Raw genomic sequence first — 26,593 nt, 5'->3', positions numbered from 1 at the left:
TCGTCCGTTACGATAGGACTTGTGAGACCCCTCATGCCAAGTGAATAGCAATCGGTAGAACATTCGAGAGACCAACAGAAGCCACTACGTCATTGACGTCTAGTTTCTGTTGGTCCTTTTTTCTAGGAAAGGGTGAGTCAAGTGAATGAAACACTTCGCACGATCGGCGAGGAGAAGATGATCGCCTCCATCAAGTCGCCGAAACAATTCGAAAAGTTCCTTCAATCGGACGTCACGACGACGTTCCTCATGATGGGCACACTCAGCACGCTCGACCGCTACGTGTCACATCTGAAACGGGAGAACAAGACCGTTTTCTTGCATGCCGAGCGCATCAATGGCATCAGCCTCGACCGGGATGGCATCGACTATTTGGCGAAACGCGTCGGCGCCGACGGCATCGTCACGACGAAGGCGTCGGTCATCCAGCACGCGAAACGCGCCGGGCTCATGACGGTACAGCGCTTATTTTTAGTCGACTCGGACGCCGTCACGTCGGGCATCAAGATGGCGAATGACCACGAGCCGGACGCGCTCGAACTCATGCCAGGTCTCATCCCGAACGTCATCGAGCACGTCGCCGGGAGCGTGCCGTTCCCAATCGTGACGGGCGGCATGATTCGTAAGCCGATCGAGGTGCATCAAGCGCTATCGCACGGTGCGTTTGCCGTATCGACGGGAGACGAGCGGCTCTGGGCGTCACAAGGAATGAAGGAGGACATCATATGAAGTCGATTCAATTGCAACAAATCAAAAAGTCGTACGGCGACACCGAGGTCATCCGCGGCATCGACGTCACGATCGAGGCGGGCGAGTTCTTCGCGCTCGTCGGACCGTCCGGCTGCGGCAAGAGCACGATGCTCCGGATGATCGCAGGGCTTGAGTCGATCACGGCGGGGACGCTCCGGATTGACGGTGTCGCCGCGAACGAGCTCAAACCGAGCGAGCGCCAACTGTCGATGGTGTTCCAAAACTATGCGCTCTATCCGCATATGACGGTCGAGAAGAACATCACGTTCGGCCTACATACGAAAGGGCTGACGAAACTCGAGCAGCGCGAACGGTGCCATGCGGCCGCCGAGACGCTCGGGTTGACCGACTATTTGAAGCGAAAGCCGCGCGAGCTGTCGGGCGGACAACGGCAACGGGTCGCCCTGGCCCGAGCTATCGTCACCGAGGCGCCGATTTGCCTCATGGACGAGCCGCTCTCGAACCTTGACGCCAAGCTCCGGGCGAAGATGCGCTCGGAGATTCGGCAGCTGCAACGCAAGCTGAACTTGACGATGATTTACGTCACGCACGACCAAGTCGAGGCGATGACGATGGCCGATCGGATGATGCTGTTGAACGAAGGGGAAGTTCAACAAGTCGGGAAGCCGCTCGATCTGTACAACAAGCCGGCGAACACCTTCGTCGCGTCGTTCATCGGCTCGCCGCCGATGAACTTGGTGCCGGTGAAACGAAGCGACAAAGGCTTCGTCGCCGCGGATGGGCGTCAGTTCCACCCGAACGTGATGACGACAGAAGAGACGGCGACGCTCGGCGTCCGTCCGGAGCAGATTTTACCGGCCCATGACGAGGTCACGTTCTACGCCGAGTTGAAAAACATCGAGGTGCTCGGCACGGAGACGATTCTCGCCTTTGACGTCGGTGGGACGGAATGGCTCGCCAAATGGTCGGGGCAGTGGCCGCTCTCGATTGGGGAGAAGGTCGCCTGTTACGTCGACCCGAAACAGATGTCGCTCTTTGACGCGAGCGGTGACCGCATCGAACCGCGTCAGCCGAAACTATTCGAGGCGCTGGAGGTGTTCCAATGACGGTCGCATTGCCGAGACAACGCGTCAAGACACGGATTTCGGACGCGGTGAGCGGGCTGTTGTACTTGTCGCCGTCGATTGCGCTGTTCGGGATTTTCCTCGTCTATCCGCTTCTCCGGACGATTTACTTGAGCTTCTTCCGGACGGACACGCAAGGGACGCCGCTCGAATTCGTCGGAATCGGGCACTACGCCCGGCTCTTCACGAGCGCGACGTTTTGGCAGAGCGTCCAGGCGACGGTCGGGTTCGTCGCGTTGACCGTGCCGCTCACGATCCTCATCGCGCTCGGCCTCGCCTTACTTGCCAACGAGAAACTGCGCGGCATCGGATTCTTTCGGACGGCGTTCTCGGCGACGATGGGGATGAGTGTCGCCGCGTCGTCGGTCATCTGGATGTTCATGTATAACCCGTCGATCGGTATCTTCAACCGCTTTTTAGAAGCGGTCGGGGCGAGCGGGGTCCAGTGGCTCCTCGACCCGCAATATGCGCTCCTGTCCGTGTCGCTCGCGACCGTCTGGATGAACGTCGGGTTCACGTTCCTCATTCTCCTCGGCGGCCTGCAAAATATCGACCGGACGCTCTATGAGAGTGCGGACATCGCCGGGACGAACTACTGGACCCAACTTCGGGCCATCACGATTCCGATGCTGTCGCCGACACTCTTCTTCGTCGGCATTATCTCGCTCATCAACGCCTTCCAGACGTTCGGGCAAATCGATTTGCTGACGAAAGGCGGTCCGACGAATTCAACGAACGTCATCGTCTACGCCATCTATAAGGACGCGTTCATCAACTACAACGTCGGCGGGGCGAGTGCGCAGGCCGTGCTCTTATTCGTGACGGTGCTCCTGTTGACGTGGCTCCAGTTCAAGCTCGTCGAAAGGAAGGTGCATTACCAATGACGATGCGAAATGCACTCGTATACACGCTGCTCGTCTTGAGCGCGGCGGTCATGCTGTTCCCGATCGGGTATGCGTTCTCCATCAGCCTCATGGATGGGAGCGAGGTGTTAAAAGGCAATCTCATCCCACAAGAACCATCGCTCGCGAACTACGTCGCCGCGTTCGATCGGATCCCGCTATTGACGTATCTCGTGAACAGTCTCGTCGTCGCGCTCCTCGTCATGGTCGGGCAAGTCGTCTTGTCGAGCCTCGCCGCGTTCGCGTTCGTCTTCATCGACTTCAAAGGGAAAGCGCTCATCTTCATGCTGTTCCTCGCGACGATGATGGTGCCGTGGGAAGCGACGATGGTACCGAACTTCTTGACCGTGCAGTCGCTCGGCTGGCTCAACTCGGTGTGGGGGTTGTCGGTTCCGTTCTTCGCGCTCGCGTTCGGGACGTTCCTACTTCGACAACAGTTCAAGACGATTCCGTACGAGATGTACGAGGCGTCCCAAATCGCTGGCATCAGCCGCTTCCGTTTCTTTTGGAACGTCGTCTTACCGGTCTCGAAGACACCGCTCGTCACGTTGTCGGTGTATAGCTTCTTGACGACATGGAACATGTACTTATGGCCGCTCCTCGTGACGAACACGGAGCAGGCGCGAACGGTGCAAATCGGGATTAAACAGATGCAGTCGAACGAGATCGCCTCGGACTGGGGCGTCGTCATGGCGGCCGTCGTCATGATCATCATCCCGACACTACTCTTACTCTTCGCAGGACAAAAGCAACTGCAAGAAGGTTTGACGCAAGGCGCAATCAAATAAAAGGAGGAAGTTTACATGAAGAAAAAAGCATTATTCGCAGGGTTGGCCAGTTCGGTGTTATTGCTCGGGGCGTGTGGCAGCGAGGAGGCGGCGCCGGAAGCATCGGCGACAGCGGACGGGAAGACGGAAGTCGTGTTCTGGCACGCGATGAGCGGGGACTTAGAGACCGCGCTCAACAACCAAGTCGATGACTTCAACGCCTCACAAGACGACTATGAAGTGAAACCGATCTTCCAAGGGACGTATGAAGAGGCGCTCACGAAGTTCAACGCCGTCGCCGGTTCAGCGGACGCCCCGGCGATCATGCAGACGTTCGAGGTCGGAACGAAGTATATGATCGACACGAACAAAATCACACCGGTCCAAGAGTTCATCGATAAAGAGAACTTCGACACGAGCGTTTGGGAAGAAAACATCTTGAGCTATTATCAAGTCGACGGCAAACAGTACTCGATGCCGTTCAACTCGTCGACGCCGGTACTCATCTACAACAAGGACGCGTTCAAAGAAGCCGGGCTCGACCCAGAGAAAGCGCCGCGCACGTATGACGAATTGAAACAGGCGGCGAAAGCTCTGACGGGTGACGGCCAGACTGGCTTTACGATCCTCAACTACGGCTGGTTCTTCGAACAGCTCGTCGCCGCGCAGGGCGGGCTTTACGTCGACAACGACAACGGTCGCAGCGGTACTCCGACGAAAGCGGTGTTTGACGGGGAAGAGGGACAGAACGCCTTCAACTTGATTAAAGACATGTACGACGAGAAGACGTTCTTGAACGTCGGTCAAAACTGGGACGACATGCGTGCCGCCTTCCAGTCGGGTAACGTCGCGATGTACCTCGACTCGTCGGCCGGTGTAAGGACGGTCGTCGACAACGCACCGTTTGACGTCGGCGTGTCATACTTGCCGGTACCGAACGAGGCGGACCGCGAAGGTGTCGTCATCGGGGGCGCCTCGCTCTGGATGGGTGACGGCATCGCCGACGAAACGAAACAAGGCGCATGGGAGTTCATGAAATTTGCCGCCTCGAAAGAAGCGCAGGCGAAATGGCACGTCGAGACCGGCTACTTCGCCATCAACCCGGACGCCTACAGCGAGCCGATCGTCGAAGACGTGTGGGCCGAATACCCGCAGTTGAAAGTGACGGTCGATCAGTTGAGCGAGACGAAGACGTCGCCGGCGACGCAAGGCGCCCTCATCTCGTCGTTCCCGCAGTCACGCCAAAGCGTCGTCAACGCGATGGAGAGCTTGTATCAAGGTGTGTCGGTCGAGGACGCGTTGAAGCGCGCGGCTGATGAGACGACTTCCACCTTGGGGCAATAAGATGCAGCTTTACGCTCATCGTGGTTATAGCGCCAAGCATCCGGAAAATACGCTCCGTGCGTTCGAGGCGGCGCTTCCTTACGTCGACGGCATCGAGCTCGACGTGCAACGGACGAAAGACGGCCGCCTCGTCGTCATCCATGACGAGACGGTCGACCGGACGACGGACGGGAGCGGTTATGTGAAAGACATGACGCTCCGTCAACTGCGTGCGCTTCGAAGCGAAGGGGAACGCATCCCGACGCTCGAGGAAGTGTTCGCCCTCGTCGCGGCCCATGACGTCACGGTGAACGTCGAACTGAAGACGGACCGATTCGACTATTCAGGGATTGAGCAACTCGCCTGGCTCGCGACCGAAGAGTTCGGACTCGCCGACCGCGTCGTCTTCTCGTCGTTCAATTCGGACACGCTCGTCCGACTGCGCGACGTCGCGCCCGAGGCGAGGATCGCCGTCTTGACGGGGGAAGGGCATCCCGATCTCGTCGGATTCGTCGAACGCATCAAAGCCGAGGCCGTCCACGCCCAGCCCGCGTTCGCCGGGACAGCGGACGCGGTGAAATTAAGCGAAAACGGGATTGTGACGCGGCTGTATACGATCAATGATCCGAACGAGCTCCCGGACACGACCGAAGTTGACGCCATCATGACGGATGAAGTCGAACGGCTCGCGGTCATCCGATAATGGTGAAAAGGAGGTCCGCTCATCGGGTTGCGATGAACAGACCTCCTTTTCGTTAGTTTGGAACGAGCATGTGTGCGCTGGCATGTCGCACCACCGTCCGATTTCGTCCTTTGTCTTTTGCTTCATAGAGCGCCGTGTCGGCGAGGCTGCTCATCGACTCGACCGGCAAGGCGCTCCCGTGGGCGATGCCGATCGAGGTGCTGATTCGAATCGACGTCCCGTCCGACAGAATGAACGCCTCGGCCGCAATCCGTTCCCGAATCCGCTCGGCGACTTTGACCACTTTCTCGGGAGGTAAGTCATAGATGAGGATGACGAACTCTTCGCCACCGATTCGTGCGACCACGTCATGGGACCGTGTCTCAACCTTCAACAGTTCGGCGAACCGTTTCAAGACGAGGTCGCCGTTTGGATGACCATATGTATCGTTCACGTGTTTAAAGTGGTCGATATCAAGGGCGAGCACGTTATACGCTCGTCTCTCGGACACGAGAGATGTCGTCCGCTCTTCCCACATCCGGCGATTGAACAAACCGGTCAAATGGTCGCGTTCGGCCGAATGTTTATACTCCTTGGAACGTCGCGTCATCTGTTCTAAGTCGATGGCGAGCAGGCTCGCGAGTGTCCCGACGAGTAGCCCGACGACCCAGAAAGTCAGGACGATTTCTACATAAGCGCTGTTCCATCCGAGGTTGACAAGAATCGAGATCGAGGTGATGACGAGCGCCCAGACATGTAACAGCATGCTCTGTAACAACAGGCGATGGACGTGCCGATGAATCCACCACATGCCGAGGCTGATGACGAACGTGGCGATGAACGCGACGACGGCCTGGTCGGTCAGTCCGAACAGAAAGCGGGTACTTGCGATGATGACGGTCGCGATTAAGAGCGGGAAGCGGGCCCCGTAAAAGGCGAGCAGGACGAGCGGCAAATACCGTAAGTCGACACGCACTTCACCGTTCACTTGGACCGCGTTCATCATAAGGAACAGACCGATTGCCCCGGTCAATAATCCGATTAAGAAACCGCGGAATCGAAAAGGTCCGAAGTGTTCAGAGTGATACAACTTAGAGATTAAGTAAAAGCCTGTGAACGCCACGGAGGCATTCAACAAAAGGGCGGTAAACGGCACGATGTCACTTCCTTCAAAATAGCGATACTTCAACCGTAACAGAGTGCTAAAAAATGTCAATTGGTAATGCACGTTTACGAAAACAAGTGCCTCATCCCATGGATGACGCACTTGTTTTTCGGTTCACGTAGCGGTCGCGAGCCGATAGAGTGTGAGATTTTTAACGTCACCTGAAATCGAGTGACGAGCCTGTTGAGCCGGGTAGACGCGGCTCGAAAATACATACTCTCCGTCGTTGACGAACACTTCGATGGACGAGGCGTCGATGAAGATACGGAATGTGCGTCCATCCGCCTGGATTCGGCGGATGTCGCCGGCGCGATTGAGTTCAAGGACGTTTCCTCGTCTCGAGAACGTAGCGGTGTCCCCGTAACATTGAAGTGTGAAGTCGCCGTCGGCTTCGAACGTCAATTCGAGCGCATCCCCTTCGAACGTTGGATCTTGAAGTACCTCACGCGTTTGCCGTAACGTCTTTACTTCTTCAATGGGTGTCATATACAAACGGCCGTCGCGAAGCGACAACTCGCGCGGAAGTGTCATCTGATTCGTCCACCCTTCGGCTTGTTCAGGCCAATCTCGTTCCCACATCGCATTCCACGCGATTAAAATACGACGTCCGAGGTCGTCTAAAAACGTCTGGGCCGCGTAAAAATCATGCCCATAATCGAGCTCGGTGAAGGCACCGTGCGTGTAGACGGGCGTTTCGACATCGAGTTGGCCGACGAAATACCCGCATTGATGCAGGTTATGATATCGATCACCGTTTGGCTCCATACCTTGAGGAGACAGGAGCAAGACGTCTTGGCCATCTAAGTGGAACAAGTCCGGGCATTCCCACATCCAACCGTGCTCACCTGTCTCTCCGGCAACGACGCCGCGCTCAGTCCAGTGGATGGCGTCGTCTGAGTCATACAAGACGACTTTCCCGTCCGTCGCGTCACGCGTGCCGAGAACCATGTAGTGCCGTCCGTTCGCCGTCCATACTTTTGGGTCGCGGACGTGCGCGTTCCCACCCTTTGGCTCATTGGAAATGAGCGGGTTGGCGGAATGCTTCGTGAACGTCACGCCATCTGTGGACGTCGCGAGGCATTGGACTTGCTTTAACGCTTCCCGTTTCTCGTCGAGCCAGACGCTTCCGGTGTAATACAAGTGAAGGACGTCATCCACGATGAGCGCACTGCCCGAGAACACCCCGTCCCGGTCGTACGTCTTTCCGGGGCGGAGGGCAATCGGTTTATGTTCCCAGTGGATGAGGTCACGTGACGTGGCGTGACCCCAATGCATATCGTCCCATTCGACCCCGAACGGATGGTACTGGTAGAACAGATGATACGTCCCGTCGAACTGGCATAGCCCGTTCGGGTCGTTCATCCAACCGAACGGTGGAGCGAAATGGAAGCGGGGACGATACGTCATACCGTCAACACATCACTTGTGAACGTATCCGTGATGACGCGTTTTTCTCCGTACACTTCCACCTGGAGTGGTTTCTCTGACGCGACGCGTCGGGTAATCGTCACATGCTGCTGCGTGGCGTGAACGTCGAGCGTCTCGCCTTGCCATTCGATTGAGAAAGTGAGGGACGTCCACGCTTTCGGGAGCATCGGGGAGATTCGGAGCTTCCCGCCGGTCATCCGCACACCGCCGAACCCGTTGACGACCGCTTGCCAAATCCCACCGAGCGAGGCGGCGTGAATGCCCGCGTCAGACGTCTTCATGTTCGGACCGAGATCGATTTCAGACGCGCGGCGGAACAAGTCGTACGCGAGTTCTTGGTCGCCAAGGTCAGACGCGAGCACGCTGTGGGTCGACAGCGACAGTGACGAGTCATGGAGCGTCTTCGGCTCGTAATATTCCCAGTTCGCGCGCTTCACGTCAGCCGTAAACAAATCTTCGAGGAGGTACATCAAAATCATGACGTCCGCTTGTTTCGACACTTGAATCTCGTTCACTTGCTCGAGGTTATAATCAAGGAACATCGAGCCGACATTCTCTTGGTTCTTATACTTCGTCAAATCGATAATCTGTTTGTTGAGGTACGTATCGTCTTGCGGCAAAACGCCATCCTCGCGCACTTGCGGCAAGTAAATCAAGTCGAGGACGTGACGGAAGCGTTCCTCGGCCGTCTCGAGGTCGAGTTTTTCGTTCAAGCGTTCGAACAGTTCCGGTTTCTCGCTACGAAGGAGTTCCACATACTCGATTGCTTTTTGGATGTTCCAATGGGCCGTATAGTTCGTGAAGGCGTTGTTGTCGACGTGCTCTTTATACTCGTCCGGTCCGACGACCTCATTGATGTCGTAACGACCGGCTGCTTCGTTCCATTCCAACCGGCTCGCCCAGAATTTGGCCGTGTCAATCAACAACTCATAGCCGTACTGGTCCATGAAGTCTTGATCACCCGTCACTTGGTAGTATTGCCACGTGGCGAACGCGATGTCGGACGTGATGTGTTGCTCGATGAAGCCGGACCAAATCTTCGTCGCTTCGCCGGTGACGATATCGGCCGCCCCCCAAACCGGTGTGACCTCACCATCATCGAGCCAAGCCGACTCCCACGGGAACATCGCACCCTCGTAACCGTTCTCTTTCGCTTTCCGATGCGCGCCAGAGAGGGACTGATAACGATACTCGAGAAGACTGCGGGCGATTTTCGGGTTCGTATACGTATAGTATGGCAAGATGAAGATTTCTGTGTCCCAAAACGTGTGGCCTTTATAGCCTTCGCCAGACAGTCCTTTCGCTCCGATGTTCATCCGGTTGTCATGTTTGGGTGTCATGACGGCCAAGTGATACTGTGCGAAACGAATCGCGAGCTGGTCGAACATGTCGTTCGATTCGATTTGAATCGGCACGTGTGACCAGACGAGTCCGTCCCACGCATTGACGTGTTCTTCGAGAAGACGGTCGTAGCCGAACGCCTCGACGTCTTTCGTCACGTCGAGGGCATACGGCGCAAGGTCCGTTGCCTCGACATCACGGTCGCGTGACGTGAACACCGTCGAATACTTCTCGATCGTCAGCGTCTCGCCGGCCGGCACAACGATGTCCGAATAGTCAAAGAAAATCTTCCGGCGGTCCATCTTGATGATTGACTTCGGTTCAATCGTCTCGGCTGCCTTGAAGCGGTGGACGCTATGGAAGACGAAGTCGATGCCCGACTCGGTCGTTTTTTGTAGCTGTTGCATGAAGCGACCATCATAGAGCCGTTTGTCGCCCTCGAGGAAATGTTGGACACCACTGTTTGTCATCTGACCGTTGATGCCGGACGTGACGGCGAGCGTCGTCGCTTGTTTCGGCGTGATGGTCACGCGTTGGGCGATGACGTGCACGTTCGCCATCGAGACGAACCGTGAGAAGACGAGGTCGTACATGTCACCGCTAGGGCTTTCCCACGTCACTTCACGAGTCAACTCGGCGTGCTTGACGTTGAGCGTTCGACGATATGAATGGATTGTTCCTTGCGTCAAGTCGAAACGGACCCCGTTCAGTTTGAACTCCATCCATAAGACGTCTGCCGCGTTCGGAAGCTCGGTCACTTCGTTGTCTGCAAACTTGTTGAACGATCCTGCGACGAACAAATTGCGCGTCTCGTTCGCATAATGTTCTTCTGTCACGGAGCGTAGTCCCATATAGCCGTTTCCGAGTGAGAAGACCGCCTCACCTTTCCCAAGCCACTCGGGACGGAAACCGTCCTCGGCCACAAGCCAATCTTTTAAGTCCCCAGTACCTGTCGTATAGTTCATCAGTGTATTCGCCACGTTGTAACCTCCTGTATAATAAAGCGCTTTCTTGATTCGACCTCATTCTATCCGAAACGTTTCGGACAATCAAGCCGTATTTTTGTGAACTTCTCTTTTGTTTGATTCAAAATCGTGATTAAATGGGGATAGAAACGTTTTAGAAAAGAGGTTTGGCATGGAGCAGATGATTGCGAGTTTGGGGTTTCAGTTCAAGAAAGTACAACAGTTTCGAGGGCAGTCAATTTGGAAGTCGATCTTTTATGTCGTGGTAGCCATCTTGTTGGCTAACGCCATTGTGTATAGCGTGAAATGGTTGAATCAGCCGACGTTTGACGAGGTGTTGCCGTCGTTTCAAGTGACGGAACAAGGCTTGACGTACGAAGAGCCGTTTGCGTTCGACATGCCCGTGCTCGACCTCGTCGTCATGGTCGGGGAAGAGCGGTCGACGAACGCGAAACAGACGCTATTGCTCGAAAAAGAGGGGTGGGTGTTCAAACGAAGTGGCATCACTACGGAATTGAGCAGTTACGAGACGTTGCTAAATTTTGTGAATAAAGAACAACTGACTGAAGCGGACGTTCGCGATGTTGGGTCAGACTTAAATTGGTTTTATCCGCTCTACATTTACGGCGCGGTCCTACTAGACTTGCTCGTTCATATCGTGCTAATCACGTTACTGGCAGTGGCGGGTTTAAGCTTCCGGCGCTTTGTTCCGATTCGCTTCAAAGAAGCATGGACAATTACGGCTTATGGGATTACGGCACCGCTAATCGTGCGGACGGTAATCTCGCTTTTGCCGATCACCGTGCAAATGCTGCCTGTTTTATACTGGGCGACGGTCGGCATCTTTGCCTTCATGACAATACGAAAAATCGGCGATGACTAGTCATCGCCGATTTTTCGTGACCGATTCCCGGAGGATCAGCTGGTTATTGACGAACGCTTCGTGCGGCACGTCTTTGCCTTCGACGATGGAAACGACCATCTCTGCAGCCTTTTTTCCCATCTCATATGGTTGCTGACCGACTGTTGTGAGCGGGGGCGATACGTATTGCGACAATAAGATGTTGTCGAACCCGACGAGTGACAAGTCCTCAGGAACGTTCAAGCCAAGCTCGCGTGTCGCCTGAAGGACGCCGAGCGCCATGACGTCAGATGCGCAGAAGATGGCGGTGACTTCGGGGTGGTTCAATAAGAACGGCAAGGCGACGGCCTTTGACGCCCCTTCCTCGAAGTCGCCGTTCAAGACGTATGCTTCGTTCAGCTCGATTCCGTTCTCTTGAAGCACTTGGCGATAGGCGTCATAGCGGACGGTCGACACATACGCGTGGGGCGCCCCGTTCATGAACGCGATTTGCTTATGACCGAGGCGAATCAAGTACCGGACCGCTTGTTTAGCGCTCTCTAACTGGTTCGAGGTGACGTATCCGGTATTGAGCCCTTCGACGGGGATGTCGACGAGTACGCAAGGCACCTTGCTTTCGATCGCCTCAAGTAGGTAGGGGTCGTCTCGCTTCAGTCCTTGGATGACGACGCCATCGAGTTGGCGTTCGGCGCACATTTGCCCGTACGTCTTATTTTTTTGTTTTGACGTCGTCGTCGACAGAAGGACGAACTCGTAATCGAGGTCGGACAGTTCGTCCGACACACCGCACAGTGTTTCAAACATGAAGTTATCTTTGACGCTCTCGCGTTTTAAATCGGTGACGAGGAAGCCGATCGTCTTCGATTGTTTCTTGACGAGGCTGCGCGCTAATATGTTCGGGCTGTAACCGAGCTCTTTCGCGACGCTCACAATCTTGTCTCGTGTCTCTTTGTTGACGTCATCGTACCCGTTCAACGCGCGCGAGACGGTCGTGACGGAAAAGCCGGAGGCGCGGGAGACGTCTTTTAATGTGGCCATAATGTGGACTCCTTTATGAAAACGTTATGAATCTTTATGGGATTTGATGTCATTAAACTCATTTTAGACTGAGAGTGAATAGACTGTAAATAGTGATATATCAACGAAAAAAATCAAAAACAAAAAACACTTGCTTTCCGAAACGTTTCGGGTATAAAATCAAACTGTGAGTTGAAAGCGGTTACTTTTTTGTCATCATTCTTAAGGAGGAAATCACGCAATGAATAAAAAACGTATCTCTTTATCTGTTTTACTCGTATCGAGCCTCGTATTCGCAGCAGCTTGTGGCGGAGACGAAGAAGCACAGGTCGCTTCTGACCCGACAGAGCTCGAAGGAAAAGAAATCACGGTCGGGACGTGGAAAGGGACGGACGCCGAAGTCCGTGCGTTTGATGAATTGCTCGCTGCCTTCACGGAAGAGACCGGCATCACGGTGAAAAAGAAAGTATATAACGACTACCAAACACAACTTCAGACCGACCTCGTCGGCGGAACGGCGCCTGACGTCTTTTATGTCGACGCGTTCCTCGCGCCGGAACTATCGAAACAAGGGGTCTTGGAGCCGCTCGATCAATACATTGAGCAAGCGGACAAAGATCTCGGCGACTTCTACGAGCCGGCCATCAACGCGTTCAAGTCTGACGATCAGTTATTCGGATTGCCGAAAGACTATTCGACGCTCGGACTCTATTATAACAAGCAGATGATTGAAGAGGCAGGATTCACGGCGGACGACATTCCGACTGAAATGGAAGAACTTCCGGCGTTTCTCGCTGAACTTCAAGGAGAGCTCCCGTCTGGTGTTGTACCGGCCATCACGACATCTGAGCTTGCCCGTCACATGTTCGTCCTGCAGTCGGGTGGCACGGACGTCGTTGACGGAGACGGAAAAGCCGTCCTCTCGCAGCCGGATCAAATCGCGGCACTTCAACCGCTCATCGATGCCTATCAGGACAAACTCATCCAACGTCCGGCTGACCTTGGTCAAGGCTGGGCCGGGGACTCGTTTGGTGCTGAGCGTGCGGCCATCATGATTGAAGGGAACTGGGCGATTTCACACATCGAGCAAAACTTCCCGGATGTTGAGATGGGAACGAAAGAAGTCCCGACAATCGGTGGGGACAGCGGCTCGATGATGTTCACCGTCTCTTACTCGCTCAACAGTGATTCGAATGAGAAAGCAGCAGGCTGGGAGTTCATCAACTACGCGACATCACAAGATGGTATGAAGATTTGGTCAGAGGGCGCGGGTGTCCTGCCATCGCTCAAGTCAATCGCTGAAGAGTTGAACCTACAAGACGACGAATTGAAAGCACCGTTCGTCGCAGCCGGCGCCTATGCGACACCGTGGCAAAAAGGTGATTCGCTCTCAATTGTCGCCCGTGAATACAACAACTTGTTGCCGGCAGCACTAACCGGTGACATGACGCTTGAAGAGGCGATGAAACGCGCCGAAGACGCAGCGAACAAAGATATCGAGACGCAGTTGCAGTAAGATGAAGGGCTCGCGTGACACCGCGAGCCTACTTTTGTTCGGAAAGGAAGGGTCCTATGGGCACACAACTCGAGATTAACCGTCGCACGGACGCGGTCGCACAAGCGCCGAGCCCGAAAAACGGAAAAGGGAGCGAACGAAATCGTCGGGAGGCCCTGCAAGGCGTCACGTTCATGTTGCCGACACTGATTCTCTTATTCACGTTCACATTGCTTCCAATCTTCTATTCACTCTTTTTGTCATTCACGCGCGTCAACTTGTTCGGAGGCATCGACTTTCAGTGGGTCGGCTTTACGAACTATGTGAACGCCTGGAATGACGACCGGGTGTGGGCGGCGCTTAATAATACGTTCCGCTATGCGCTCTTCGTCGTCCCGATTCAAACAGCGGTCGCACTCCTCATGGCGGCTGTCCTTAATTCGGGCATTCGGTTCCAAAATACGTTCCGGACGATTTACTTCTTGCCGACGCTCACGTCGAGTTCGGCACTGACGATGATTTTCATGTTCCTGTTCAGCTTGAACGGTCCGATTAACAATTTGCTCGTCAACTTCGGATTGCTCGAAGCGCCGGTCAACTTCATCAATGAGACCGACTTCGCGCTGGCGACGATCATGGTCATGAACATTTGGTCGACCGTACCGTTCTTCATGACGATTTATTTGGCCGGTCTACAGGACATCCCACATTCGTTATATGAAGCGGCATCACTTGACGGGGCGAACGCTTGGCAGAAACTGATGAAAATTACCGTGCCGAATTTGACGCCAGTCACAAACTACGTGCTTCTCATGGGCATCATCGGTTGTTTCCAATTGTTCGACCAAGCGTACATTATTTCTGGGGGGACGGGCGGCCCGAACAATGCGACGCTCACGTTCTCGCTCATCATCTACCAATACGCCTTCCAGACGATTGGGACGATGGGATACGCCTCGGCGCTCGCCATCATCTTGACGCTCATCATCTTCACCGTGTCGATGATTGCCCGCCGCTTGAACAAGGAAGAGTCGAACTACTAAGGAGGAATGGATCATGAAAAAAAGAAAATGGCCGCGCGTCTTGCTCTATGTCATTCTCGTGTCATACGCGCTCATCACGCTGTACCCATTCCTTTGGGCAGTGCTCGCCTCGTTCAAGCCGTATAGCGAGATTGTCGCTGGGGGGCTGACGCTTTGGCCGGAAAATCCAACGCTTGCCAACTACCAACACATCTTCACGAATGATCCGTTATTCCCGCGCTGGATTATGAACTCGTTCTTCATCGCGACGGTCGGGACGATTGTGAACGTCATCTTCAACACGATGGCGGGATATTCGCTTGCGCGCCTCCGTTTCCCGGGGCGGAACTACTTGTTCCTGTTGATTCTCGCCGTCATGATGGTGCCGGGACAAATCTTGCTCATCCCAAACTACTTGATTATGCGCTCGCTCGGGATTTTGGATACGTACGCGGCGCTCATCGTACCCGGAGCGATCAACTTCGCCTACATCTTCTTGATGCGTCAGTTCTTCATCAACTTCCCGCGTGAAGTCGAGGAAGCCGCGCAAGTCGACGGGCTCAACCGATTCCAGACGTTTTGGCGCATCGTCTTTCCGATGGCGAAAGCCTCTGTCGCGACGCAAGCCGTCTTCGTCTTCCTCGGTTTTTGGAATGAATTTTTAAAACCGCTTCTCTATATCACGTCGCCAGAGAAGTACACGCTCACGCTCGGACTTCAGTCGTTCCAAAGCCAAAACGCCACACAGTGGAACTATATCATGGCGGCCTCGGTCGTCAGTATCATCCCAATCATCATCTTGTACATCTTGCTGAATAAGTACTTCATGCAAGGCTTGCGTATTGGTGGGGACAAATAAGGAGAGATCATATGAAAGCTTTTATCTTTGACTTAGACGGTGTCATCACGGACAGCGCGGAATATCATTACTTGGCATGGAAGGCGCTCGGAGAAGAACTCAATATCCCGTTCGACCGCGAATTTAACGAAACGCTCAAAGGGGTAAGCCGTACCGAGTCGCTCGAACGCATTCTTCGTCTCGGCGGCCGTGAGCACGATTTTTCAGTGGAAGAGAAGGAACAACTCGCCACGAAGAAGAATGAACACTATGTGTCGCTCATTTCGAACATCACCCATGCGGACATTTTACCTGGGGTTGAAGCGTTCCTAAGTGAAATCAGACAAGCCGGCTATAAAGTGGGCATGGCGTCCGCTTCAAAGAACGCCTACATGGTCACAAAACAACTCGGATTGCTCGCTGCGTTCGACCATATCGTCGATGCGGCGACCGTCGCCGAGTCGAAACCACACCCTGAAGTCTTCTTGAAGGCGGCCGAGGCACTTCGTGTCGAGCCGAAAGATTGTATCGGTGTCGAAGATGCGGTGGCTGGTGTCGAAGCGATCCATGCGGCGGGGATGTTCGCCGTCGGTATCGGTGATCCCGCAGTGTTGACGGAAGCGGACGTTGTGTTCACGGACACGACGGGGCTCACGCTCGACAACGTCTTGACGCGGATTTAACAAAACGAAGCCTCGAGTGGACGCTCGAGGCCTTTCTTATGAAGGAGGATATTCAATGAAACGGACATGGTGGAAAGAAGCGGTCGTCTATCAAGTGTATTGGCGGAGCTTTCTCGATACGAACGGGGACGGATATGGGGATTTGGAAGGGGTGCGGCAAAAACTTCCGTACATCAAGGAACTCGGAGCGGACGTCGTCTGGTTGAACCCGTTCTACGTCTCGCCGGACCGGGATAACGGCTATGACATCGCCGACTATTACCAGGTCATGGACGAGGCGGGGACGATGAAAGACTTCGAACGGTTGCTTGATGAAGCCCACGCGATTGGCCTGAAAGTCATCCTCGACCTCGTCGTCAACCATACGTCGGACGAGCATCCTTGGTTTCTTGAGGCGAAGGCATCGAAAGACGCACCGAAGCGCGACTATTATATTTGGCATGATCCCGTCGACGGCGGAGTGCCGAACAATTGGCGCTCCTATTTCGCCCCGTCGTGTTGGGAGCTTGATTCGCAGAGTGGGCAATACTATTATCACTCGTTCGCCGTCGAGCAGCCCGATCTGAACTGGGAGAACGAGGAGTTGCGCCAAGAGATTTATCGCATGATGCGGTTTTGGCTCGACAAAGGCATCGACGGATTCCGGATGGACGTCATCAACCTGCTCGCTAAGCGGAAAGACTTATCCGACGTCGCCAATCCGTACGATCTCAGCTATTTGGCGAACAATCCGGGCATCCACGAATACCTTCAAGAGATGCACGAGGAGGTGCTCCAGCACTATGACTGCATGACGGTCGGAGAGATCCCGTTCGTGACGCCGGCGGAAGGGCTTCTTTACGTCGACGAGTCACGCCGCGAGCTCGACACGTTGTTCCACTTCCAAATCGCCGACGAGATGCCGACGTGGGACATGCTCCGGTTTAAAGCGATTCAGCGCGACTGGTATGAAGGGTTGAACGGACGAGGCTGGAACTCGCAATTCTTGAACAACCACGACCACACGCGCCAAGTGACCCGGTACGGCAATGACGGCGAACATCGCGTCGCCTCGGCGAAACTGCTCGCCACGCTGACGCATACGCTCCCAGGGATGCCGTACATCTATCAAGGGGAAGAGATTGGGATGACCGGTGTGACGTTCGACTCGATTGACGATTATCAAGACATCGCCATGCGAAACCGGTACGCCGAGGAAGTCGCGAACGGACGTGACCCGGAAGAAGTGTTCGCGAGCCTACAACTACTCAGCCGCGATAATTCCCGCACACCGATGCAGTGGACGGACGAGCCGCAAGCAGGCTTTACGACGGGAGTACCGTGGATGAGGGTCAACCCGAATTACTATGAATTGAACGTGGCCACCGACCTCGAACGAGAAGATTCCGTCTTTCGATATTACCAACAATTGATTCAATTACGGAAGTCGCATGAAACGCTCATTTACGGCACGTTTGAAGACTTGTTACCAGAAGATGAATTCTTGCACGCCTACGTCCGCGAACTTGACGGCACACGCTTTACGATCGTCTTGAACCATTCGGATGAACCGCGTGACCTTTCCATCGATGTGGAAGGGGACAAGATCGTCCTTCAAAACGTAAAGAACGACGAGGCGCGATTACTTCCGCATGAGGCGCGCATTTACATGAAAAAGACCGCGATATAAGCGGTCAGTGAACTGACGGACCAAATCGTTTGAGGATTTGGTCCGTTTTTTTCGTCAGGCTTTCTTTTTCGTACCTTGGAAGGCGAAGAACATCGCGATGCCGATGCCGAGCCCGATCCACCAGTTGTCGAAAATCAAACCGAAAATGACGATAAAGGCGACGGCGACGGGGAGGGCCAAATAGCCACGTTGTCGATTCATATGCATCCATCCTTTCCTGGCGCTTCATTTATTCTTTTCCCGAAAGTCGCTCTTGGCATTCAGGGAGGGTTCATCTGTCTAGACGTCAAAAAGGTTTGACCGTCGTGGTCAAACCTTTTCTTCTCGCTCACCGAGTCGCGTCGTGCTCGTCGCGGTCGGGGAGTAGAGGTAGATACAAAACGTCGTCCCTTCCCCGTAAACGGAATCGGCATGGATGCCCCAACCGTGGGCCTCGGCGATCCGCTTACAGATGCGCAGGCCGAGCCCGGTCCCTTTAATCGGACGGTGGGCGTCGGAGTCGACGCGATAATACTCGTCAAAGATGTACGGCAGCGCTTCTTCCGGGATGCCGATACCAGAATCTTTAACGGGTAAGACGAGCGTCCCGTCCTCGTCGGTGACCGAGACGTCAATCGTCCCACCGTCCGGGGAATATTTGATGGCGTTGCCGACCAAATTGTGGACGAGCTGAAGCAGCTTGTCTTGGTCGGCCTCAATCGTGGCCGACTCAAGCGTCGACAGCGTCACACGATGGTTGGCCGACGTCGCGTCATAGCTCGAGACGACGGATTCGAGCAGCCGCAACAAATCAATCGGTTGCCGCGTCAACAGTTCTTCGGAATACGAGACGCGCTGATAGTCGAGGAAGTTGTCGACGAGCCGTTCGAGCCGCTCGGCCTCTTGTTTTACGAGCGTGAGCATGGCGTGCGTCTTCTCGTCGTCGGTGTGCCGATACATGAGCAGCTCGGCGTAGCCGTTGATGGCCGTGAGCGGCGTCCGGAAGTCGTGTGACAGCTCGGCGAGGAAGGCGTCCTTTTGTTCCTCGAACAGAATCGTCTCCGTCTCGTCACGCCACATGATGAAGACACCGCGCGGCGTGTTCGTGAAGTTGAAGATGAGTTGAATCACCCGTTCCCCGAGATGAAGGCGGTGGGCGTCCATGTTCGGGCAACCGAGGAAGCGGTTGTCGAGCATCTCTTGCCAGACCGGGGCGATTGCGTCAAGGTCAGCCCCGTTCTCTTCGAAGCGCGCGAAAAAGAAGGCGGTGAGCGCCGTAACGTCCTCGAAACGGCGGGTGACCATCGCTGGGCACATCGCGCGCAACTCTTCGTTCGAATAGAGGTGGTTGCGGGTGAAGTCGATATAACAGATCGCGTCTTGCGCCTCTTCGACGATCGAAGCGATCGGGAAACTGTGGGGCGACCGGGTGCGTTTGGCGGAGAGTGGTCGTTTTCCTCCATTTCGATGATGGTGCCGACGCGACGGATAGAACTGCTTACGTTCCATAAGCGAACCTCCTTTCACTCTTGTTAACTCTGTCACATATATGAAGACGAAACGTCCGTTCGAAATAGTTATCTTTTGATTTCCATTATACGTCAATGAAGTCAAAACCAATAGTCACAATAAAGTACCAATCAATTTCGGCTTCAATCCGGGACGAATTGAAAAACCCTCCATCCGATGCGGGATGGAGGGGAGGTGTCAAAAGAAGTTATACGGATTGAGGCTACTCGCCGGTGCGCTACTGCTGTAGACGTATGGCGATTTATGTACTTCGAAGTGAAGATGGTTACCAAACGAGTTCCCGGTGTTGCCGACCGTGCCGATGGTCGCGCCGCGTAAGACCGTCTGGCCTTGGACGACGTTCAAGCGATCGAGGTGGGCGTAAACGGTCGTGTACGACTGGCCGTTCAATTGATGCGTGATCATGATATGGTTCCCGTAGGCGCCAGCGTTGCGGGCGACGATGACTTGTCCGCCAGACGCGGCGATGACCGGAGTACCTTTCGCTGCTGCGAGGTCAATCCCATTATGGAACGTGTAGCCGTAAATGCCGCTCGCCGGACCATACTTTTGCGTCAACGTGCCTTTCGTCGGCATGAGGAGCTTCGTCGTCGACGACGTTTGAAGCGTCGTGCTCGCGTACGGCTTGATGAATGCACTTGAGACGTAGCGGGACGTGCCGTTGAAGTTGATTTTCGTCCATGAGGCCGTCGTGTGTTGCGCCGAAAACGTCTGACCGAGCTTGGCCGTGCCGACGATCGGATACGCCGTACTCGGACCCGATCGGACGTTCAAGATGTTCGTCGTCACTTCGGCTTTGTAATACGTTGACGCTTCGACCGGTGTCGAGACAGGGGTGAGAAGGCCGACGGTGAGTAGTGCGCTTAATACAATTGTCATTAATTTCTTTTTCATTTTTATGTAAATCCCTTCGGTGTAAGAAAGTGGTATATGCGACATAACGAACCTGATAATTTAAATTTTATCACCAAAAATATATTTTAATATTTCATTTATATTTCAAAAAAATATATTGACATTATAAAAGCGAGCTTACCCAAATCGGGCAAGCTCGCTGTGATCGTTCCATATGAAGGTGGCTGTTTCTTCACTCCGCGGACAGTTCGTCTTCGGTCACCCATTTGTGGTTTGTGACACGTTTTCCGTTGTCCAGTTCGAAATCGACCATGTAAACTGTCGTCTCCTCAGCAGAGTCGATCGTTGCGGTCGCGCCGCCCATACCGTTCATATGCTCGGCATCGACTGTTACTTCATCACCCGGCTCATAAGCGTCAGCTTTTGCATCGACAATTTCTTCGTGAATAATCCACTTGTGGTCACGCACGCGCTCGCCCCCATGCATCGGGTCATATGAGATGCTATAGACGATTGTGTCGTAGGCGCCGACGATGGTTGCCTCGGCTCCTTCCATTCCAGGCATGTGGGCTTCGCTGATGACGGCTTGATCTCCGACATTGAACGTCGGGTTCTCGGCATCTTGAAGTCCTGCCGGCACGTCACCAGAACCGGACATGTCCATATCCCCGTGGTCCATCGTCTCTTCCATCTGATCATTCATGTGCGTGTTGTTATCCGTCGTGTCGTCTTCACCGCAAGCGACGAGCAAACCGCTGAGTGAAAGTGCCATCGTCATTACGCCAAGTTTCTTATTCCATTTCATCGCTGTTCCCTCCAAGTAAAATATGATTATTTCACGTTCAATTGTCCCATCATCCCATTTTCTTCATGTTCGAGGATGTGGCAATGATACATGAACGTCCCTGACTCTCTGAACGTCATTTTGATTTTGACGCGCTCTCCTGGTGCGACGGCGACCGTGTCTTTCCAGCCGTGTTCGTTATCGGGCGGCGGCTTGCCTTCCCGTTCGAGAATCCGGAACTGGACACCGTGGATGTGGAACGGATGGGTCATTCCGCCCATCATGTCATCTCGATTATAAATCTCCCACACCTCGGTCGTACCTTGTTGCACATTGATGTCGATTCGGTCCGGGTCGAACTGCTTGCCGTCAATCGTCACCATGTGGCTCACCCCGAATAAAGTAAGCCGGCGGTCAGCTTCGCTCGATTCGTTAGTGACAGGGGCTTCCCTGAAAGCATCGGTCCAGTCCCTATTCTGCACGATTTTGCTGCGCACCGTGAATGTCGTGAACGAAATCCCGTCCGCCTCAAGGGCGAGCTCGTCTCCGAGCGAAAGGTCTGAAAAATCGATTAAAATCTCGGCGCGTTCGCTCGGTGTGAGCTTCAACGTCTCAAGTGAAACGGGTTGGTCGATTAAGCCGCCATCGGTCGCGATTTGAGTGAACGATGCTCCATTCGATAATGAGAAGTCGAGGTTCCGTGCGTTGGACCCGTTGACGAGGCGGACGCGCAACGTCTTCGTCGTCACATCGAACGTCGTATTGATCGCACCGTTCGCGATCAGCGTATCGCCAATCGTGCCATCGATGTTCATCTGGCGATCGTAATCGAGTTGACCGTCGTCTGTGAAAAGACGATCTTGGACGATGAGCGGGATGTCGTCGACGCCATATTCGTTCGGCAGACTGGAAGACATGTCATCTGTTACATAAAGGAGTCCGGCCAGACCGAGGTATACTTGTTCGGCCGATATGCCCATCGGATGTGGGTGGAACCAAAGCGTGCCTGGTTGTTGGTCAATATCGAGACGAGCTCGTTTTTGCTCGCCCGGGGCAATCAACTGATGAGGACCGCCGTCTACTTCACCAGGAATGACAAGACCGTGCCAATGGAAAGAGGTCGGTTCATCGAGTTGATTGATTGTATCGATATAAACTGTCTTTCCTGTAGGCAATTCAATCATCGGTCCGAGCAAACTCCCGTTGTAACCAAGTGTCTCGCTACTGACGCCCTGATTAAAGAATCGGTGCTCGCCGCGTTCGGCACGAACCGTGTAATAGAGCGCTTCGTCCGTGACGCGATCGGGTTGCAGTCGTTTCGGGATCGGCAGCGGTTGATTCGGCTCGTTCGACGCGACGAGATCGACGGTGTTCCCGCGTCCCATGCCGCCGTTGTCGTGCATCATGCCGCGGTCGTTCCACCCACCCATGAATGAGCCGTCACCCATCATCCCGCGATCCGGGGCAAACGTGAACAAAAGGAAAGTCAGCCCAATCACGATACTTATGATACCCGTCCCGACAATCCATTTTATTAAACGGTTCATAAGGCATCATCCTTTCGTTTAAAAGCGAGAGCCTATTTAGTTATACCAACAAGTTATGAAATATTTGTTAAACGGAAAATAAGTTTTTATATACTGTATAGGGGTATGTGGTATGCATAGGAGGTGGTCAACGTGGAACATTCACACCACGCGTCATCTCATCATGAACACGGGGAAGCGCATGACTCGCATACCGGCGGACATGAAGGGATGATTGAAGAGTATAAGCGTCGATTTTTCGTCTCGTTAGGGCTGACGATCCCGATTCTCATCTTGTCAGATATGATTCAAGAGTGGGCTGGTTTCGAACTCACGTTTCCTTATGAAAAGGAGTCGCTATTCGTGTTGGCGACGATTGTGTACGTCTACGGAGGGTGGCCGTTTTTGAAAGGGAGCATCGACGAATTGCGTCAACGAAATCCGGGGATGATGATGCTGATTGGACTCGCCATCAGCGTTGCGTACTTCTATAGTGTTGCCATCGTGTTCGGATATGGGCATGGACATGACTTCTTTTGGGAGTTGGCGACGTTAATCGTCATCATGTTGCTCGGGCACTGGATTGAGATGCGCTCGATCATGGGTGCGTCGAACGCGTTGCAACAGCTCGTTCGTCTATTACCGAGCGTGGCCCACCGCATCAACGGGAGTGACATCGAGGACGTTCCCGTCTCGGCGCTCGCTACTGGGGATTTGATTCTCGTCAAACCGGGCGAGCAGATTCCTGTCGATGGGGAACTGCTGAAAGGGCGAACGACGGTCGATGAGTCGATGTTGACCGGTGAATCGATGCCTGTCGAAAAAGAGACCGGGGATGTAGTCATCGCAGGATCAATCAACCAAGAAGGTAGCATGACGATTTCGACGACAAGCACGGGAGAGAGCACATACTTGGCGAAAGTCATCGACTTGGTCAAAGAAGCGCAGGAATCCAAATCGAAAACGCAAAACCTAGCCAATCGGGCCGCCAAACTCTTGTTTTATGTCGCCGTCGGAGCGGGAGTGCTGACGTTCGCCATTTGGGTCGCTCTCGGATATCCGGTCAGTATGGCCGTCGAACGAATGGTCACCGTCATGGTCATCTCATGTCCGCACGCGCTCGGTCTCGCGTCTCCGCTCGTCGTGGCGGTCTCGACGTCCTTGTCGGCAAAACGCGGGCTATTGATTCGAAACCGGACTCAGTTCGAGGAGGCGCGTCACCTCGATGCAGTCATTTTCGATAAGACGGGCACGTTGACGCAAGGCGACTTCGGGGTGACGGATATTGTGGCCGCATCTGCTCATACAGAAGAGGAAGTGTTACGCCTGGCCGCCACGGTCGAGACGGCCTCGCAGCATCCGCTCGCACGAGGCATTCTTCGGGAAGCGGAAGCACGCGAGTTGACGTTGCCTGAAGTCGTCGATTTCGCTTCGATCACGGGTGTCGGATTAGAAGGACAGGTAGAGGGAGGTCACGTTCAAATCGTCAGCCCCCGTTATATTCGGGAGCATGAGCTCTCCATTGACGAAACGGCGTTCGACCGGTTATCTGCCGCCGGCAAAACCGTCGTCTTCACGCTTCGAGACGGGGATTTGGTCGGGATGATTGCTTTGGCGGACATGGTCCGCGATGAAGCGAAAGAGACGGTCCGAGCGTTGAAAGACCGGGGCGTCCGCCCGATCATGCTGACGGGGGACAATCGGAAAGTCGCCGATTGGGTAGCGTCGCAACTTCACATCGAGGAAGTGTACGCCGAAGTGTTGCCGGACGATAAATCGCGGCAAGTTCAAACCGTCCAAGCCGACGGAAGCAAAGTGGCGATGGTCGGGGACGGCATCAATGATGCACCGGCCTTGGCCCAAGCGGACGTCGGGATCGCTATCGGGAGCGGCACCGACGTCGCCGTCGAAACGGCCGATATCGTCCTCGTCCGAAGCAACCCGAAAGACGTGCTGTCGATTCTCGACTTGTCTCGCAACACGTACAACAAGATGATTCAAAACTTGTGGTGGGCCGCCGGTTACAACATCGTCGCCATCCCGCTTGCGGCAGGCGTGTTGGCCCCACTCGGTGTCATCTTGTCGCCTGCCGTCGGTGCGGTCTTAATGAGCCTCAGTACCGTCATCGTTGCGCTCAATGCAAGAACGCTTCGGATTTAACAATTCTTTCATTTTTAGACGTTAAACTGAAAACGATGCTGAAGATGGAGGAAGAACAAATGAAGAAAAAGTTGATTTTGCCAACTCTGTTGGCGACCGTATTTTTGACCGCTTGTGGACCGGATACGCCACCGAATGACACGGCGACTGAACAGGAAACGCCTGTGGTCGAGACGGAACAAAAGGCACAGCAAGACGAAGCCGACAATTGGACACGAGTCGAGACCGACGCGGCCATCTCGCACATCCATGGGGCCGGGTTTTGGCAGGACGATGCCCGTCCGGTCGTTGCGACGCACCACGGACTGATGGAGTATCGGGATGATGGCTGGTACGAATTGATGTCGAACCGTCACGATTATATGGGTTTTGAGCTTGTCGAGGATGGTTTTTATGCGAGCGGTCACCCCGAACGTCAATCCGCATTTAAAAATCCGCTCGGTGTCGTCCGTGGCACCGACCGAGGCGAGACGCTCGAAGTTCGCTCGCTAGAAGGGGAGGCGGATTTTCACCATATGAGCGCAGGCTATACGTCCGAAAGTCTATACGTTTATCTCGAAGAGCCGACAAGTGAGTTGCGACCAGGCTTTTACCGTTCGCTCGACAAAGGTGAGACGTTTGAACCGATGAAGATGGAAGGGACCGCTCGTCACGGGATTGCCGGTCTCCTCGCTGACGCCACTGAACCGCTACGTATGTATGTGTACGGCCCGAACGGGATGCTCGTCTCAGACGATGGAGGCGATACGTTCGACACGTTGATCTCAGGCGAGCACATCCTCCTCGCCGCAACGGATGGTCCGACAATCGCCTATGTGCGAGATGCGTCCGACTATGAACTCGTCTTACGTCAGGACGAAGGTGAGACGGTGCTGCCGTTGCCGAATCTAGAAGCGGACGCGGTGCCGATTGAGCTCGCCATTGAAGAGGAGCGCCTCTTACTCGCTACTTCTGACAATAGCGTCTACTTGTTTGAAGACGGTAACTGGTCGGTGCTTCTTCAAGCGGGCGTGGCGAAGTGACGCTTTCACAACTCTTTCACATGTTGAGGGGAAATGGATGTGAAACCAGTTGGAAAGAGAGGTGACGAGGTGGAAGAACGGCGGATTGAAATCTATGACCTCGAGCTCGGCGGGATGAACGTACAGTCGTTCGCCCATGTAGTCGTCCGGATGGCGACATGCCTCGTTCGAGATGATGATTTGATTTTCGAGGGATTCAAAGAACGCATCGGGTCCCATTATTCTGACGTCGAATTCTTCGAAGTCGTGAATCAGCTCGAACGCCATGTCGCGAGACGGATTCATCACGTTCGGCAGTTCATCCTCATCTCGTCTACGTTAGATGAGGCGGTTGTCGTCAACTATTCATCAGAAAAGCTGGTGCTCGTTCCCTTGTATGGCCCGAGAATCATGTATGCCGCGTTAGAGCGTCTTGAACCGACGTGGGGAACGTATGAAGTGGCCATCTGGCCGAATCCATAAGAAATGAGGCTGGGACATAACTAGCCAGTTCTAAAGTATTTCAATCAAAAAGAGGGGTCCGGTCATCGATTTTCGGTGACCGGACCCCTTCTTTGACGTCGGTCGTCGAACCGATTTCCTCATCGATCGCGTCGACCTTTTCCCCGAGTCGCGCCGCTGTATTTCTCGATGGCCTTCCTCCAGACGAAGGTGTATCGGTTCGCGTTCGCCTCGAGCTTCGTGCCATCGATGAAGATCGCCTCCTGATCGATCTCACCCGCCTCGACGAGGTGGCAACGGAA

24 protein-coding genes are annotated in these 26,593 nt (G+C 54.3%); 15 read left to right on the top strand and 9 right to left on the bottom strand.

Annotated elements, in window-relative coordinates; translation table 11 throughout:
* The first annotated feature begins 141 nt into the window (after positions 1-141).
* Genes DI14_RS07980 through DI14_RS07955 form a run of 6 tightly spaced genes read left to right on the top strand, consistent with a single transcriptional unit; the run spans position 142 to position 5,530 of the window.
* Positions 142-729, top strand: coding sequence for a glycerol-3-phosphate responsive antiterminator (locus DI14_RS07980; RefSeq protein WP_231557619.1), 588 nt, complete (start codon positions 142-144; stop codon positions 727-729).
* Complete coding sequence (locus DI14_RS07975) at positions 726-1,817, top strand: ABC transporter ATP-binding protein (protein WP_034807298.1); 1,092 nt, start codon at positions 726-728, stop codon at positions 1,815-1,817. Before DI14_RS07980 ends, DI14_RS07975 begins: the two co-directional genes overlap by 4 nt.
* A complete protein-coding gene (locus DI14_RS07970; protein ID WP_034807297.1) occupies positions 1,814-2,719 on the top strand; it encodes a carbohydrate ABC transporter permease in 906 nt (301 codons plus the stop codon). Before DI14_RS07975 ends, DI14_RS07970 begins: the two co-directional genes overlap by 4 nt.
* Positions 2,716-3,525, top strand: coding sequence for a carbohydrate ABC transporter permease (locus DI14_RS07965; RefSeq protein WP_034807295.1), 810 nt, complete (start codon positions 2,716-2,718; stop codon positions 3,523-3,525). The genes DI14_RS07970 and DI14_RS07965 overlap by 4 nt, the downstream gene beginning before the upstream one ends.
* 15 nt (positions 3,526-3,540) lie before the next feature.
* Positions 3,541-4,848: an ABC transporter substrate-binding protein gene (locus DI14_RS07960; RefSeq protein ID WP_034807294.1), complete on the top strand. Its 1,308-nt coding sequence runs from the start codon at positions 3,541-3,543 to the stop codon at positions 4,846-4,848.
* Between the two features lies 1 nt (position 4,849).
* Positions 4,850-5,530: a glycerophosphodiester phosphodiesterase gene (locus DI14_RS07955; RefSeq protein WP_034807292.1), complete on the top strand. Its 681-nt coding sequence runs from the start codon at positions 4,850-4,852 to the stop codon at positions 5,528-5,530.
* Between the two features lie 52 nt (positions 5,531-5,582).
* Here the strand turns inward: DI14_RS07955 and DI14_RS07950 are convergent, their stop codons facing one another.
* From DI14_RS07950 to DI14_RS07940, 3 genes are all read right to left on the bottom strand, one after another.
* Positions 5,583-6,665 (bottom strand): diguanylate cyclase, encoded by a 1,083-nt coding sequence (locus tag DI14_RS07950; protein WP_051622646.1) that lies wholly within the window; start codon positions 6,663-6,665, stop codon positions 5,583-5,585.
* A 123-nt stretch (positions 6,666-6,788) separates the two neighbouring features.
* Entirely contained in the window at positions 6,789-8,081 is a 1,293-nt protein-coding gene (locus tag DI14_RS07945) for a glycoside hydrolase family 32 protein (protein WP_034807290.1), read from the bottom strand.
* Positions 8,078-10,408: a glycoside hydrolase family 65 protein gene (locus DI14_RS07940; protein WP_051622652.1), complete on the bottom strand. Its 2,331-nt coding sequence runs from the start codon at positions 10,406-10,408 to the stop codon at positions 8,078-8,080. The genes DI14_RS07945 and DI14_RS07940 overlap by 4 nt, the downstream gene beginning before the upstream one ends.
* Positions 10,409-10,580: 172 nt before the next feature.
* Between DI14_RS07940 and DI14_RS07935 the strand changes: the two genes are divergently transcribed.
* A complete protein-coding gene (locus tag DI14_RS07935) occupies positions 10,581-11,291 on the top strand; it encodes a DUF1189 domain-containing protein (protein ID WP_034807287.1) in 711 nt (236 codons plus the stop codon).
* Here the strand turns inward: DI14_RS07935 and DI14_RS07930 are convergent, their stop codons facing one another.
* Positions 11,292-12,308 carry a LacI family DNA-binding transcriptional regulator gene (locus DI14_RS07930; RefSeq protein WP_034807284.1) on the bottom strand — a complete coding sequence of 339 codons (1,017 nt, stop codon included), beginning with the start codon at positions 12,306-12,308 and terminating at the stop codon, positions 11,292-11,294.
* A gap of 220 nt (positions 12,309-12,528) precedes the next feature.
* Between DI14_RS07930 and DI14_RS07925 the strand changes: the two genes are divergently transcribed.
* From DI14_RS07925 to DI14_RS07905, 5 genes are read left to right on the top strand one after another with little or no spacing between them, the layout of a single operon-like run.
* Complete coding sequence (locus DI14_RS07925; protein ID WP_034807282.1) at positions 12,529-13,803, top strand: ABC transporter substrate-binding protein; 1,275 nt, start codon at positions 12,529-12,531, stop codon at positions 13,801-13,803.
* 56 nt (positions 13,804-13,859) lie between these two features.
* Positions 13,860-14,825 carry a carbohydrate ABC transporter permease gene (locus DI14_RS07920; RefSeq protein WP_034807281.1) on the top strand — a complete coding sequence of 322 codons (966 nt, stop codon included), beginning with the start codon at positions 13,860-13,862 and terminating at the stop codon, positions 14,823-14,825.
* Positions 14,826-14,838: 13 nt separating this feature from the next.
* Positions 14,839-15,663, top strand: a complete 825-nt coding sequence (locus DI14_RS07915) for a carbohydrate ABC transporter permease (protein ID WP_034807278.1) — start codon at positions 14,839-14,841, stop codon at positions 15,661-15,663.
* 11 nt (positions 15,664-15,674) lie between these two features.
* A complete protein-coding gene (gene pgmB, locus DI14_RS07910; protein WP_034807275.1) occupies positions 15,675-16,325 on the top strand; it encodes a beta-phosphoglucomutase in 651 nt (216 codons plus the stop codon).
* 55 nt (positions 16,326-16,380) lie between these two features.
* A complete protein-coding gene (locus tag DI14_RS07905) occupies positions 16,381-17,994 on the top strand; it encodes an alpha-glucosidase (protein ID WP_034807273.1) in 1,614 nt (537 codons plus the stop codon).
* A 54-nt stretch (positions 17,995-18,048) separates the two neighbouring features.
* On the opposite strand, the gene DI14_RS15515 is transcribed toward DI14_RS07905, so the two are convergent.
* From DI14_RS15515 to DI14_RS07880, 5 genes are all read right to left on the bottom strand, one after another.
* Positions 18,049-18,195, bottom strand: a complete 147-nt coding sequence (locus DI14_RS15515; RefSeq protein WP_200871108.1) for a hypothetical protein — start codon at positions 18,193-18,195, stop codon at positions 18,049-18,051.
* Between the two features lie 108 nt (positions 18,196-18,303).
* Positions 18,304-19,482 carry a cell wall metabolism sensor histidine kinase WalK gene (locus DI14_RS07895; protein ID WP_081825852.1) on the bottom strand — a complete coding sequence of 393 codons (1,179 nt, stop codon included), beginning with the start codon at positions 19,480-19,482 and terminating at the stop codon, positions 18,304-18,306.
* A 198-nt stretch (positions 19,483-19,680) separates the two neighbouring features.
* Positions 19,681-20,382 carry a peptidoglycan DD-metalloendopeptidase family protein gene (locus DI14_RS07890; protein ID WP_235193425.1) on the bottom strand — a complete coding sequence of 234 codons (702 nt, stop codon included), beginning with the start codon at positions 20,380-20,382 and terminating at the stop codon, positions 19,681-19,683.
* 208 nt (positions 20,383-20,590) lie between these two features.
* Positions 20,591-21,163, bottom strand: coding sequence for a YdhK family protein (locus tag DI14_RS07885; protein ID WP_034807265.1), 573 nt, complete (start codon positions 21,161-21,163; stop codon positions 20,591-20,593).
* A 26-nt stretch (positions 21,164-21,189) separates the two neighbouring features.
* Positions 21,190-22,689 (bottom strand): multicopper oxidase family protein, encoded by a 1,500-nt coding sequence (locus tag DI14_RS07880; protein WP_081825851.1) that lies wholly within the window; start codon positions 22,687-22,689, stop codon positions 21,190-21,192.
* A 282-nt stretch (positions 22,690-22,971) separates the two neighbouring features.
* Between DI14_RS07880 and DI14_RS07875 the strand changes: the two genes are divergently transcribed.
* Genes DI14_RS07875 through DI14_RS07865 form a run of 3 tightly spaced genes read left to right on the top strand, consistent with a single transcriptional unit; the run spans position 22,972 to position 26,312 of the window.
* Positions 22,972-24,828 carry a heavy metal translocating P-type ATPase gene (locus DI14_RS07875; RefSeq protein WP_369792706.1) on the top strand — a complete coding sequence of 619 codons (1,857 nt, stop codon included), beginning with the start codon at positions 22,972-22,974 and terminating at the stop codon, positions 24,826-24,828.
* 59 nt (positions 24,829-24,887) lie between these two features.
* Positions 24,888-25,850, top strand: a complete 963-nt coding sequence (locus tag DI14_RS15035) for a F510_1955 family glycosylhydrolase (RefSeq protein WP_051622644.1) — start codon at positions 24,888-24,890, stop codon at positions 25,848-25,850.
* Between the two features lie 39 nt (positions 25,851-25,889).
* On the top strand, positions 25,890-26,312 hold the full coding sequence (locus DI14_RS07865) for a hypothetical protein (protein ID WP_152545887.1): 423 nt from the start codon (positions 25,890-25,892) through the stop codon (positions 26,310-26,312).
* Positions 26,313-26,593: the final 281 nt, after the last annotated feature.

It is taken from the genome of Exiguobacterium sp. AB2 (genome assembly GCF_000696055.1).
GTDB classification, from domain to species: Bacteria; Bacillota; Bacilli; order Exiguobacteriales; family Exiguobacteriaceae; genus Exiguobacterium; species Exiguobacterium alkaliphilum.
This window is presented reverse-complemented; position numbering and strand designations above follow the sequence as displayed.

Coding starts and splice junctions, on each gene's coding strand:
- DI14_RS07975 (WP_034807298.1), top strand. CDS start 726: ATGAAGTCGATTCAATTGCAACAAATCAAAAAGTCGTACGGCGACACC.
- DI14_RS07970 (WP_034807297.1), top strand. CDS start 1,814: ATGACGGTCGCATTGCCGAGACAACGCGTCAAGACACGGATTTCGGAC.
- DI14_RS07965 (WP_034807295.1), top strand. CDS start 2,716: ATGACGATGCGAAATGCACTCGTATACACGCTGCTCGTCTTGAGCGCG.
- DI14_RS07960 (WP_034807294.1), top strand. CDS start 3,541: ATGAAGAAAAAAGCATTATTCGCAGGGTTGGCCAGTTCGGTGTTATTG.
- DI14_RS07955 (WP_034807292.1), top strand. CDS start 4,850: ATGCAGCTTTACGCTCATCGTGGTTATAGCGCCAAGCATCCGGAAAAT.
- DI14_RS07945 (WP_034807290.1), bottom strand. CDS start 8,081: ATGACGTATCGTCCCCGCTTCCATTTCGCTCCACCGTTCGGTTGGATG.
- DI14_RS07940 (WP_051622652.1), bottom strand. CDS start 10,408: ATGAACTATACGACAGGTACTGGGGACTTAAAAGATTGGCTTGTGGCC.
- DI14_RS07935 (WP_034807287.1), top strand. CDS start 10,581: ATGGAGCAGATGATTGCGAGTTTGGGGTTTCAGTTCAAGAAAGTACAA.
- DI14_RS07930 (WP_034807284.1), bottom strand. CDS start 12,308: ATGGCCACATTAAAAGACGTCTCCCGCGCCTCCGGCTTTTCCGTCACG.
- DI14_RS07925 (WP_034807282.1), top strand. CDS start 12,529: ATGAATAAAAAACGTATCTCTTTATCTGTTTTACTCGTATCGAGCCTC.
- DI14_RS07920 (WP_034807281.1), top strand. CDS start 13,860: ATGGGCACACAACTCGAGATTAACCGTCGCACGGACGCGGTCGCACAA.
- DI14_RS07915 (WP_034807278.1), top strand. CDS start 14,839: ATGAAAAAAAGAAAATGGCCGCGCGTCTTGCTCTATGTCATTCTCGTG.
- pgmB (WP_034807275.1), top strand. CDS start 15,675: ATGAAAGCTTTTATCTTTGACTTAGACGGTGTCATCACGGACAGCGCG.
- DI14_RS07905 (WP_034807273.1), top strand. CDS start 16,381: ATGAAACGGACATGGTGGAAAGAAGCGGTCGTCTATCAAGTGTATTGG.
- DI14_RS15515 (WP_200871108.1), bottom strand. CDS start 18,195: ATGAATCGACAACGTGGCTATTTGGCCCTCCCCGTCGCCGTCGCCTTT.
- DI14_RS07895 (WP_081825852.1), bottom strand. CDS start 19,482: ATGGAACGTAAGCAGTTCTATCCGTCGCGTCGGCACCATCATCGAAAT.
- DI14_RS07890 (WP_235193425.1), bottom strand. CDS start 20,382: ATGACAATTGTATTAAGCGCACTACTCACCGTCGGCCTTCTCACCCCT.
- DI14_RS07885 (WP_034807265.1), bottom strand. CDS start 21,163: ATGAAATGGAATAAGAAACTTGGCGTAATGACGATGGCACTTTCACTC.
- DI14_RS07880 (WP_081825851.1), bottom strand. CDS start 22,689: ATGAACCGTTTAATAAAATGGATTGTCGGGACGGGTATCATAAGTATC.
- DI14_RS07875 (WP_369792706.1), top strand. CDS start 22,972: ATGATTCAAGAGTGGGCTGGTTTCGAACTCACGTTTCCTTATGAAAAG.
- DI14_RS15035 (WP_051622644.1), top strand. CDS start 24,888: ATGAAGAAAAAGTTGATTTTGCCAACTCTGTTGGCGACCGTATTTTTG.